The sequence below is a fragment of the Shewanella sp. OMA3-2 genome (genome assembly GCF_021513195.1).
GTDB lineage: Bacteria > Pseudomonadota > Gammaproteobacteria > Enterobacterales > Shewanellaceae > Shewanella.
The window spans coordinates 2513158-2525011 of record NZ_CP090974.1; the positions used below are offsets into that span (position 1 = coordinate 2513158).

Sequence of the window (11854 nt, forward strand, 5' to 3'; positions counted from 1 at the left end):
CCGGCTACCCGATTAAGTCTTTTATTCGCCAACACAAAGCTCCTCAAGAAACACTGTAAGTGACGGTGACAATTTAGTCATATTGTATTCCCAAGGCTCACCATCATAATTGGCCTGCTCATGATCCCAATGAAATAAAGCACCTTCGGTTGGTTCTTTTAAAGATATACAAAATACATCGCCACCTGGGCTTTCACCAATCGGTAGATAGCCTTTTGGGATCATATCTTTGTATTCTTCAATCTGACGAAGCAAGTCATCATGATACATTTCGCCACGAATAGCATAGAAATGTCCTACGAAATCAAAGTGCTCATTTTCATAACGCACACCATCCAATACTGGCCTGCCGCCATTATGCTGAAGCAAGAATAATTTATATTCGACAGGTAGCTGGTAACCAATTTTTTCTTCGATGATTAGTAGGTCACTTTCGCTAATCGAATTATATGACTCTATGAGTTCCATTCAAATACCATGTGAGACTTAACAGCTTATTTAATAGCAGCACGATAACGTTCCAGGCTGCTCAATTCATGTAGAAAAGATACCATCGCTAAGTTATTGTTGTAAATAGAATATTTTTACAAATACTTTAGCAATGCTTAAAGTACCGCTGGAGAAAGAATGCGTCTTTGTTTACGAGGTCTATACAACATTTTTTAACTTTCTTCAGTGTATTGATATATATGCGTTTTCTCGATTGTTACAAAGTTATCGATGCGTAGAAAGCTCATTTTTCGCATCCTTTGACCTCCCAATTATCTCAATTTGAAGCAATTCAGTTATACCTATATAGATAACCAGTCTTTTTTGCGACAAGTAAAGCCGTTAAAAAAGATCACAAAAAGTAAGACTATATTGATTCGTTCTAAATAGCCTCGTTGCTACCGCTGACTAGCAATGGGGGCAAAACCAAGTCAGTGTTAAAAATAATCTTATTCTACTCAATCTTTAAAACCAGCAGATTAAGAAAATACTGGAAAGGTTCATTGTGGTGATTTGCGAGCCGACCATCCGACCCAGGGATGGGTCGGCTGAGCTACAAGGACGTACTTGCGCGTGTCGGTGAGTAAATGCCATGCTGAACCTTCATCGACAAACTTCACGTATATTCTTTGCTATGATCGAAGCTGCATATTTCCAAACAAACCTTGGGGCAAAACCAAGTCAGTGTTAAAAATAATCTTATTCTACTCAATCTTTAAAACCAGCAGATTAAGAAAATACTGGAAAGGTTCATTATGGTGATTTACGAGCCGACCATCCGACCCAAGGATGGGTCGGCTGAGCAACAAGGACTTTTTTATTTCAAAAGAATGCTGCGTGTCGGTGAGTGAATGCCATGCTGAGCCAATGCAGATAAACTTCATGATACATTCTTTGCTATGGGCGAAGCTTCATGTTCATAGTGGCCATAGGCCGTACACCTAACCTTGGGGTAAAAATGCGTTTGCCCGCAGCAAGTGGTAGGTAAACTTAGTTACCCATTTTAATTAACTCGATTCTATTTTTAATGGCTCGCTGTTTTTGAAAACACATTAATAACTACAACACCCGCTAATATTAATAACATACCTATAATTGCTGGTAAGTCAGGCATTTGCTTATAAATCACTGCACTTATCGATGCAATTAATACAATCCCCATGCCCGCCCAAATAGCATATGCGATTCCTACAGGAACAGTTTTAAGTACTAATGCTAAAAAATAAAATGCAACGGCATAACCAACAACACAAATAGTACTCGAGATTGAGTGAGAGAAGCCGTCTGAAACTTTAAGTGCTAATGTTGCTATAACTTCAGCACCAATAGCTATTGCTAAATACCAATAACCCATAAACCGATCCTCAATAAAAATATAACAGCGTATTAGACAACATTTAGCACCATGATAATTTCATCGAATTCATCTTGATCAACGACATTAAAATCGAAGCGTTCAAAGAACGCCTTTCATTACATCAGTAATCATAGGTGGCAATGTTATTTATAAGTTTTAAAACTTAAACAATTAATTTTCTTCGTAATAAAACTTACTAGATGTTGAGCGCAAAGCTCAGCAATACCCGTCTACCATCAAGTATTTTAGATACGCTGTGTTCGTGTTTATCGGGTCTAAATAAATACACACGGCCACCGAAATTTAGAATACATTTTGCACAATTAAATACACCACCTGCTTGGGCTTTTTTAAGCACAACATTTAGCTTGTAGTAGCGCCCCTGTTGCACAGGATCGATATGCTTCATTACCTGATGGTTAGTACCATAGCTTACTAAGTTAATTGCAAATACTCGACTACTAAAAATAGCTCTATTTTTTACTTTGGCAATAATAATGACTCCCATTTTATGTGACAGACCGAGTTTATGGGGGAACTAACAGTAAACGAAGTCACTCATTTTAATTATGCATAACCTAACACCTTTCACTTTGATTACGATAACATTTACCACGATTTAAATGTAAAAATTGAACGGGGATTTTCATTAAAGTAAGTATGTTGCTGAAAAATGAGCAATGCTGCTGATTAAAAGCACCATTGCTCACTTGATATCAAGCTAGATATGAGGTTATTTCTAGATAATAAGCTTTAATCGCACAGCCGACGCTGGTAGTTTGACGCACCTAAATACGACTATGCGGACAATAAACAATCGCTTATAGTCCCTTATTATGTAGACTTTTGATGTAATTGAATAAGCCTAGATACCGATTTAATAGCAAACCACAAACTGTATATTGCTGTGATTAAACCAAGTTGAATAAAACTGTACCCGTGGCTAAAGCCTTTGGCTCCAGAAAAAATTTGAGAGGTTCCTGTATTCCAATCCATGTCATCCAGACACCTATTAATACAAACATTGTAAATAATAATATCGATCCAATTAGCGACAGAGTACTGATATATGGATCTGTCTTGTTATAACGGAATGGTGAGGTATATAACTTCATGCCATAAATTAAAAAACACGTTATAAGGAAAATCATAATATCCATAATAGATACAGGGATCCCTGTTTGCAGTCTAATTATTTCGGATATGATAATAACAAGCACAATAATAATAAATGTTTTTACTTTAGCCCAAGTCACCAATGTCCCCTCAAAATATACGAACGAATACAGCATATAAATCGACATCATGAGGGTCATCCCCTGCGCCCACATATGAAATACTTAAGGCAAACTTTAGTATACACACATACCTGCTGACTGACTTAACAAACATAAACTGTGACCCAGGATAAATAAAAAAGCCTAACACAGAATGTTAGGCTTTTAAAAATAGAGACTTGTCCCCATTCTAGGGCTAAATTGACATAGCCAATTCAGCACCTTGTCTTATCGCACGTTTTGCATCCAATTCAGCGGCAACATCTACACCACCAATAAGATGAACCGGTAGCCCTGTCGCTTTCATTTCATCAACTAAGGTACGGTTTGACTCTTGTCCTGCGCACAACACCACATTATCAACCGCAAGAATTTGAGACTCTTCACCCACTTTAATATGCAGCCCTTGTGAGTCAAATTTTTCATAACTCACACCGGTCATCATATTAACCTCATGTTGTTTGAGCACAGATCGGTGGATCCAACCAGTTGTTTTGCCTAAACCTTTACCCATTTTAGTGGTTTTACGTTGTAGCAAATAGATTTCACGGCTTGGATGATGCTCCGCTTCTTCTGTTAACCCACCTCTATTTTGATATTCTTTATCAATCCCCCACTGCTTTAGCCATTTATCCGGTTGCAATGTAGAAGACTCTTTCTCACATAAGAAATGCGCCATATCAAAACCAATACCGCCAGCGCCGATTAATGCCACTTTTTGACCAATTTCAACTTCGCCATTAAGCACCTTTTGATAATCAACCACACGGGGATCATCAAAACCTTCTAGCTTAAGATTACGGGGTACCACACCTGAAGAAATAACCACTTCATCAAAGTGTTCTTGCTTTAATACTTGGGCATCTAACTTAGTATTTAAACGTAAATCGACTTTAAGCAGTTTGATTTTGTTAGTAAAATAGCGAATGGTTTCATTAAACTCTTCTTTACCAGGTATTTTACGCGCCAAGTTAAACTGGCCACCGACTTCACTTTTAGCTTCAAACAACACCACATCATGACCGCGAGTGGCTGCATAAACAGAAAAAGCCATGCCAGCAGGACCTGCGCCCATTACGGCAATGCGTTTTTTAGTTTGGGTTGGTATGAAATTAATTTCAGTTTCATAACACGCACGGGGATTGACTAAACAGGTGGCGCGTTTCATCGAAAAAGTATGGTCAAGGCAAGCCTGATTACAACCAATACAGGTGTTAATTAATTCGCTTTGATTAGCCGCGGCTTTATTAACAAATTCTGCATCAGCTAAAAACGGCCGTGCCATTGACACCATATCCGCTTGGCCTGAGGCAATAATATGCTCTGCTATTTCTGGAGTGTTAATACGGTTTGTCGCCACCAAGGGTATGCTAACTTCTGATTTTAATCTTTCGGTAACCCATGCAAAGCCACCTCTTGGCACACTGGTGGCAATAGTTGGTACGCGCGCTTCATGCCAGCCAATACCTGTATTAATAATACTCACGCCGACAGCTTCTAATGATTTAGCCAGTTCGACCACTTCATCCCAGCTTGAGCCATTATCGACTAAATCCAGCATAGATAGACGGAAGATGATAATGAAGTCTTTACCTACTTTCTCACGAATAGCTTTAACTATCTCTAAGGGAAATTTGACCCTATTTTGATAACTGCCACCCCATTCATCAGTTCTTTTATTGGTACGCGAACTGATAAATTGATTGATCAAATACCCTTCAGAACCCATCACCTCAACACCATCGTAACCGGCTTTACGGGCTAACTTAGCGCTGCTGGCATAATCTTTAATAGTGTTGTTCACTTGTCTTGGCGACATAGCTGAAGGTGTAAAAGGCGTTATAGGCGACTTCACTTTACTCGGTGCTAAGCTAAAAGGATGGTAACTGTAACGACCGGCATGCAAAATTTGCATACAGATTTTACCGCCAGCGTCATGCACTGCATCGGTAACAATTTTGTGTTTACTAACCTGCCACGGAAAACTTAATTGACATGCATGAGGTGCTAGACGTCCACGCATGTTAGGGGCTATACCGCCAGTAACAATTAAACCGACTCCGCCTGCGGCTCGTTCTTTATAAAACGCTGCCAGTTTCTCAAATCCGCCTTTTTCTTCTTCTAAGCCTGTGTGCATAGAGCCCATTAACACACGGTTTTTCAACTGCGTGAAGCCTAGATCTAAAGGTTCTAGTATGTGTGGAAACGACATTCAAACATCCTTTTTAAACAAGTGATTGAAAACAGCATAACCTTAACTTTGATAAAGCTCAATCATTGACGCAGCGGATTGTCAAAAACGTTTACAATTGAATTTACCATTTAAATCCATTTTCAGTTAGGATGAGATTATTGGAATGTTATAGGAGTGGTAAATGTCCGCTAAACCCCCGTTTTTAAAAAGGTTGTTCACCTTGTTATGGAATACAGTGAACACCATAAGAAAATTAATTATTAATTTTATTTTTTTCAGCATATTGGCAGTCATCATTATTGCGGTCATGACTTCAGAAGATGAAATTGTACTCGATAATCAAACAGCCTTGGTGCTGGACTTATCTGGTCATATAGTTGACCAAAAACGTTTTGTTGATCCATTTGAAGCCGTGTTAGCACAAGGCAATGATAATCCTGATGCAGAGATCCTGTTAGCTGATGTGCTTTATGTGATTCAAAATGCCACCCAAGATACGCGAATTAGCACCATAGTGCTGAATCTGAGTAACTTACGTTCCGCAGGTGTCAGCAAAATGACCGATATTGGCGATGCATTAACCGAGTTTAAAGCCGCCGGTAAAAAAGTCATTGCGATGGAAAATGGTTACAGTCAAGACCAGTATTTTCTCGCCAGTTATGCGGACACCTTATTTTTAAATTCTAAAGGCATGGTCAGCCTTGATGGGTTAAGTCGTTATCGTCTTTATTATAAGTCTGCACTGGAAAAGCTCAAAATTAACACCCATGTTTTCCGTGTTGGTACCTTTAAGTCCGCGGTAGAACCTTTTATTCGTGATGACATGTCTGAAGCAGACAAAGCGGCGAGTAATGAATTGCTGGACGATATTTGGCAAAGCTATTCTGCTACAGTAGCTAAAAATCGCGGGATTAACCCAGATCAACTGGTGCTTGATACCGATGCATATTTAGCGCAGTTAGATAAAGCCAATGGTGACAGCGCATTAATGGCCATGAACATGCATTGGGTTGATGAGCTTGTTTCAGCTGAGCAATTTCGCCTTGCCATGATAGAACTCGTCGGTAGTAATAAAGAAGGTGATTCATACCGTCAAATTGGTTTCAACGATTATCTATCACTCACCGCACCACTACCTCAGTTTATTGAGAATGACTCAGTCGGCATTATTGTTGCCAAAGGTAACATTCTTAATGGCGCTCAACCAGCAGGACAAATTGGTGGTGAAACTACCTCGGAGTTTCTGCGTAAAGCGCGCCTAAACGATAAAGTAAAAGCGGTAGTATTACGGGTAGACAGCCCTGGTGGCAGTGCGTTTGCGTCAGAGCAAATACGCCAAGAAGTATTGGCGCTTAAAAATGCTGGTAAACCTGTTGTTGTCAGCATGGGAAGTCTAGCCGCATCTGGCGGTTATTGGATTTCAGCAAGCGCTGATTATATCTACGCAACCCCAACTACAATTACAGGCTCTATTGGTATTTTTGGTATGTTTGCCACTTTTGAAGATGCGCTCAGCCATTTTGGTGTTAACACCGATGGTGTAGCAACATCTGATTGGGCAGGTTTATCAGTTACTCGCAGTTTAAGCCCTAACATAAAAGCCGTTATTCAACGTCATATTGAACGGGGCTATCATGAGTTTATTTCTTTGGTTTCGACCGAACGCAATATGACTCTTGAACAAGTTGATAATATTGCCCAAGGTCGTGTTTGGACCGGTAAACGTGCTCTTGAATTAGGCCTTGTTGATGAAATTGGCGATATGAAACAAGCTATCGCTAAAGCAGCCGAACTGGCTAAAATTGACAAGTTTGACACTAAATTAATTGAACATGAACTGACAACCGAACAGCGGTTTATTCGACAGTTAATGGGTGCTTCAGCGGCTTATATACCCACATCGATACACAAGTCATCTATACTTGAAACCATGTTATCCCAGTGGAGTCGTGTGATTGAAGATTTTGCTAAGTTTGATGACCCACAGGGAATGTACCTTTACTGTGAGCAATGTGACTTCTAGTTTTTAGCACGGAATAATTAAATCTGTAAAAAAAGCCTGCTTAGCAGGCTTTTTTATATCGATTCGGCAATATAACTCGTATAATTTACATATTATGTAAAATAAATCTAATTTGAGTAAATTCATGACTAAACGCGCTATTTACGTTGCCTATACGGGCGGAACGATCGGTATGCAAAAAACAGCTAATGGCTTTGCACCTGTTTCCGGCTTTTTAACCGATTGCGTTCAGTCCATGCCTGAGTTTTATCATCAAGAAATGCCCAGTTTTGTGATCCAAGAATATAGCCCTTTAATCGACTCTTCAAACATGGCACCTACGGATTGGCAACTCATCGCCAATGACATTAAAGCCAATTATGAAAAATACGATGGGTTTGTCATATTGCATGGCACTGATACTATGGCTTATACCGCATCGGCTTTGTCATTTATGCTACAAGGGCTATCAAAACCTGTCATAGTCACTGGCTCTCAAATTCCTTTGGCACAGCTACGTTCTGATGGGCAAACAAACTTACTTAACTCACTGTATATCGCTGCCAACTACCCCGTTGCCGAAGTCTGTTTATTCTTTAACAACAAATTATTTAGAGGTAATCGCTCAACTAAAGCCCATGCAGATGGTTTTGATGCTTTTGCCTCGCCTAACTTCCCTCTTCTGCTTGAAGCCGGGATTAAGATTAATATCAAGGAAGGCAAAATCTGTGAACCGACAAACTCGCCTTTAACTGTGATCAATATAAAACCGCAGCCTATTGGCGTAGTCACACTCTATCCTGGTATCTCGACGCAAATATTTAAGAATATTTTACAGCAACCCGTTAAAGCATTAATCCTACTCACATTTGGTGTTGGTAATGCGCCACAAGATCCTCAATTATTGCAAGCGTTAAAGCAGGCGGATGAACGTGGCATTGTGCTAGTCAATCTCACTCAATGTTTTCAAGGTAAAGTCAATATGGGGGGATATGCGACAGGTAACTCATTAGCTAAGGCGGGTGTGATAAGTGGTATGGACATGACAGTCGAAGCGGCATTAGCAAAACTACACTATTTACTATCTATTAATTTAACACCTGAAGAAATTAAAATTTCAATGCAAAAGAACCTAATTGGTGAGCTGTCTGCCGACTAGTCATTTAATAAGCAAATGCCTAAAACTGCGACTACATTTATCTCCAAATATCTACAATCCCTAATATAATGTATTTGAATTTCAACTGGGATTATATTGAAAAAGAGCTAGCATGATCTTCTTTGCTAGCCTTTCTTAACTAGAGCAACCATATCTTCAAAAAGTAGCCTCAAATAGCAAATTGATATTTTGCGCTAAAAGAGCCAATTTATTCATGCCAATAAATCCTTTTAAAAGCTAAAAGGGTGAGACATCAAGCCCTTTTTTTATAGATTAAAATATAACAATACATCACATAGAAAATTATAATTCATAATCTAACTTATATAATTCCCTATTCGGGTTTGATGATATTAAAGTGCAGATAAGCTCTTTGGGTAGCGATACGACCTCGCGGAGTACGCTGAATAAACCCTTGTTGTATTAGAAAAGGCTCTAAGACATCTTCAATGGTATCTCTATCTTCCCCTATTGCTGCCGCAAGGTTATCAAGCCCAACAGGACCACCCATAAACTTATCTATGATTGCCAACAACAGCTTTCTATCTAAATAATCAAAACCTTCAAGATCGACATCAAGCAAGTCAAGTGCTTGTTCTGCGACTTCCTTCGTGACTACCCCATCATGCTTCACTTCTGCATAATCCCTTACTCGGCGCAAAAGACGGTTTGCAATTCGAGGTGTACCGCGGGAGCGCCGTGCAATTTCAACCGCGCCTTCAGGGGCTATCGATAAATTCATCACGTTAGCTGAACGTGTCACAATAGTGGTTAAATCCGTTACATTATAAAACTCAAGTCGCAAAGGAATACCAAAACGTGCTCGCAGTGGTGATGTTAGTGCGCCTGCTCTGGTCGTTGCGCCCACTAAAGTAAAGGGCGGTAAATCCAATTTAATTGACCGCGCAGCAGGTCCCTCACCAATCATAATATCTAATTGATAATCTTCTAAAGCTGGATATAAAATCTCCTCAACTACGGGGCTAAGACGATGTATTTCATCAATAAACAGTACATCCCCCTCTTCTAAATTAGTCAGCAGTGCAGCTAAGTCGCCAGCTTTTTCTAAAACAGGCCCTGAGGTTGATTTAATATTGACCCCCATTTCATTGGCAACAATCATTGCCAACGTGGTTTTACCTAATCCTGGTGGACCAAATATAAGCATATGATCAAGCGCTTCTTTTCGATTAAGCGCCGCTTGAATAAACACCTTTAGCTGTGCTCGTGTATCATCTTGCCCTGTATACTCATCAAGCATTTTAGGACGCATCGCCCTATCTACAACTTCATCATGCATTTGAATTTCAGGTTGTATTAATCGATCCGCTTCAATCATGGTGCTATTGTCCTTTTACCTTAAAGCATCGACTTGAGTGCCGCTTTTATCAATATTTCTGATGTCATACCAATCTTGAAATTAGCTGAAACAGCCTTACTGGCTTGAGCTGGTTTGTAACCAAGTGAAATCAGAGCAGAAATAGCATCTTCTTCGGCACTTTCAGCAGCTGGTACAGGGGAATAATTAGATTGCAGTACAAATTCGCGCTCTGATCCCACCGAGGCCTCAAGTAAAGATCTCAACTTATCTCGCATTTCAACAATCAAGCGCTCTGCGGTTTTCTTACCCACACCAGGTAATTTAACTAAAGTGACAATATCATCCCGCTCAACACAAGCCACAAACTCACCAGCATTCATGCCTGATAAAATGGTTAATGCCAATTTAGGGCCTACGCCATTGGTTTTAATTAACAAACGAAATAAAGCCCGTTCCTGCTTGGTAATAAAACCATATAATAATTGCGCATCTTCACGCACCACAAAATGGGTATATACCATCGCAGGCTGATTAAGTTCAGGTAACTCATAAAAACTGGTTAACGGTACTTGAAGCTCATAACCCACACCATTAACATCGAGTACGATTTCTGGCGCATGTTTCTCAACTAATATTCCATTTAAACGACCAATCATTTATATCTTCCATATGTTCTTGTATTTGCACGACCGCTTAACGCGGCTAAGCTTTGGCTGGTGTGATAATGACATATCGCCACAGCCAAAGCATCTGCCGCATCAGCTTGCGGCGCTGCAGGTAATTTCAATAATTGAGTAATCATATGCTGCACTTGAGTTTTTTGGGCTCTTCCTGTGCCAACCACTGCACTTTTTATTTGTGTTGCACTGTATTCTGCAACAGGTAAGTCTGCACATGTTGCAGCGACAATAGCTGCACCGCGTGCCTGACCTAACTTGAGTGCTGAGTCGGCATTTTTCGCCATAAATACACGCTCAATGGCAAACTCATCGGGTTGATATTGTCTAATAATTTCAGATAAACCGGCATAAATCTGCTGTAATCTAAGGGGAAGTTCATCAGATTGTGTACGAATACAGCCACTGCCTAAATACTGCTGCTGCCTACCGACACACTTTATTACACCATAACCGGTGATCCGTGAGCCAGGGTCAACACCTAAAATAATTGCCATTAATTGAGTTAGCCTAATTGTTCCATCACATCATCACTAATATCAGCATTATGATACACTTCTTGTACATCATCATGATCTTCTAATGTATCGATTAATTTTAAAAATTGTTCAGCATTTTCAAGATCAAGATCCGCTTTGGTCGATGACACCATAGTGACTTCTGCATTGTCGCTCGTGAACCCAGCGTTATCTAACAAATCTTTCACTTTGCCAAAAGCGTTTGGTGACGTATACACATCAATAGATCCATCATCATTCACTACAACATCGTCTGCACCGGATTCTATTGCAGCCTCCATGACACTATCTTCATCTAAACCTTCGGAATAAGAAATAACACCAAGTTTGGTAAATAAGTATGCCACAGAGCCATCAGTGCCCAAATTGCCGCCATTTTTACTAAAAGCATTGCGAACACCTGACACGGTACGATTTCTGTTATCCGTCATGGTCTCTACCATAACCGCACTACCACCTGGGCCATAACCCTCATAGATAATAGTTTCAAGTTGTTGGCCTTCCATTTCACCTGCGCCACGCTTTACCGCGCGCTCAACTGTGTCACGCGTCATATTATTTGATAAGGCTTTATCAATGGCTGCTCTGAGCCGTGGATTAGCGTCAGGATCCGATCCCCCTTCGCGTGCAGCAACGGTCAACTCTCGAATAAACTTAGTAAATAACTTGCCGCGTTTAGCATCTTGTGCCGCTTTACGGTGCTTAATATTGGCCCATTTACTATGTCCTGCCATGAAAACTCCTTTGTATCTATTTGAAACACTGTCTATTTTTTAATAATACTTATTGTTCAATAAAAGCCGGTTTTTTCACTCTACTAAAATGGCGCCCTATAAACACAGACCGAGGCATAAGCCTCG

10 protein-coding genes are annotated in these 11854 nt (G+C 40.0%); 2 read left to right on the forward strand and 8 right to left on the reverse strand.

The window, feature by feature from the left end; translation table 11 throughout:
- Positions 1-21: 21 nt before the first annotated feature.
- The 4 genes from L0B17_RS11220 to L0B17_RS11235 form a co-directional block, all read right to left on the reverse strand.
- A complete protein-coding gene (locus L0B17_RS11220) occupies positions 22-468 on the reverse strand; it encodes an SMI1/KNR4 family protein (RefSeq protein WP_235084860.1) in 447 nt (148 codons plus the stop codon).
- Between the two features lie 1045 nt (positions 469-1513).
- Entirely contained in the window at positions 1514-1843 is a 330-nt protein-coding gene (locus L0B17_RS11225; RefSeq protein ID WP_235084861.1) for a DMT family transporter, read from the reverse strand.
- Between the two features lie 199 nt (positions 1844-2042).
- Complete coding sequence (locus tag L0B17_RS11230; RefSeq protein WP_235089789.1) at positions 2043-2342, reverse strand: 2OG-Fe(II) oxygenase; 300 nt, start codon at positions 2340-2342, stop codon at positions 2043-2045.
- Positions 2343-3319: 977 nt separating this feature from the next.
- Positions 3320-5335 (reverse strand): NADPH-dependent 2,4-dienoyl-CoA reductase, encoded by a 2016-nt coding sequence (locus L0B17_RS11235; RefSeq protein WP_235084863.1) that lies wholly within the window; start codon positions 5333-5335, stop codon positions 3320-3322.
- A gap of 163 nt (positions 5336-5498) precedes the next feature.
- Between L0B17_RS11235 and sppA the strand changes: the two genes are divergently transcribed.
- Both sppA and ansA read left to right on the forward strand, forming a co-directional pair.
- Entirely contained in the window at positions 5499-7340 is a 1842-nt protein-coding gene (gene sppA, locus L0B17_RS11240; RefSeq protein WP_235084865.1) for a signal peptide peptidase SppA, read from the forward strand.
- A gap of 124 nt (positions 7341-7464) precedes the next feature.
- The gene (ansA, locus tag L0B17_RS11245; RefSeq protein WP_235084867.1) at positions 7465-8478 is read left to right on the forward strand and encodes an asparaginase; all 1014 of its coding nucleotides are present in this window, start codon (positions 7465-7467) and stop codon (positions 8476-8478) included.
- Between the two features lie 334 nt (positions 8479-8812).
- On the opposite strand, the gene ruvB is transcribed toward ansA, so the two are convergent.
- The 4 genes from ruvB to L0B17_RS11265 are packed head-to-tail and all read right to left on the reverse strand — an operon-like array spanning position 8813 to position 11728.
- Positions 8813-9817: a Holliday junction branch migration DNA helicase RuvB gene (gene ruvB / locus L0B17_RS11250; RefSeq protein ID WP_235084869.1), complete on the reverse strand. Its 1005-nt coding sequence runs from the start codon at positions 9815-9817 to the stop codon at positions 8813-8815.
- Positions 9818-9837: 20 nt separating this feature from the next.
- Entirely contained in the window at positions 9838-10455 is a 618-nt protein-coding gene (gene ruvA, locus L0B17_RS11255) for a Holliday junction branch migration protein RuvA (RefSeq protein ID WP_235084871.1), read from the reverse strand.
- Positions 10452-10973 (reverse strand): crossover junction endodeoxyribonuclease RuvC, encoded by a 522-nt coding sequence (gene ruvC, locus L0B17_RS11260; RefSeq protein ID WP_235084873.1) that lies wholly within the window; start codon positions 10971-10973, stop codon positions 10452-10454. Before ruvC ends, ruvA begins: the two co-directional genes overlap by 4 nt.
- A gap of 8 nt (positions 10974-10981) precedes the next feature.
- On the reverse strand, positions 10982-11728 hold the full coding sequence (locus L0B17_RS11265; protein ID WP_235084875.1) for a YebC/PmpR family DNA-binding transcriptional regulator: 747 nt from the start codon (positions 11726-11728) through the stop codon (positions 10982-10984).
- Positions 11729-11854 lie beyond the last annotated feature (126 nt).

What these genes read in the sequence shown, in the direction of transcription:
- L0B17_RS11220 (WP_235084860.1), bottom strand. Translation starts at nt 468, where the DNA reads ATGGAACTCATAGAGTCATATAATTCGATTAGCGAAAGTGACCTACTA.
- L0B17_RS11225 (WP_235084861.1), bottom strand. Translation starts at nt 1,843, where the DNA reads ATGGGTTATTGGTATTTAGCAATAGCTATTGGTGCTGAAGTTATAGCA.
- L0B17_RS11235 (WP_235084863.1), bottom strand. Translation starts at nt 5,335, where the DNA reads ATGTCGTTTCCACACATACTAGAACCTTTAGATCTAGGCTTCACGCAG.
- sppA (WP_235084865.1), top strand. Translation starts at nt 5,499, where the DNA reads ATGTCCGCTAAACCCCCGTTTTTAAAAAGGTTGTTCACCTTGTTATGG.
- ansA (WP_235084867.1), top strand. Translation starts at nt 7,465, where the DNA reads ATGACTAAACGCGCTATTTACGTTGCCTATACGGGCGGAACGATCGGT.
- ruvB (WP_235084869.1), bottom strand. Translation starts at nt 9,817, where the DNA reads ATGATTGAAGCGGATCGATTAATACAACCTGAAATTCAAATGCATGAT.
- ruvA (WP_235084871.1), bottom strand. Translation starts at nt 10,455, where the DNA reads ATGATTGGTCGTTTAAATGGAATATTAGTTGAGAAACATGCGCCAGAA.
- ruvC (WP_235084873.1), bottom strand. Translation starts at nt 10,973, where the DNA reads ATGGCAATTATTTTAGGTGTTGACCCTGGCTCACGGATCACCGGTTAT.
- L0B17_RS11265 (WP_235084875.1), bottom strand. Translation starts at nt 11,728, where the DNA reads ATGGCAGGACATAGTAAATGGGCCAATATTAAGCACCGTAAAGCGGCA.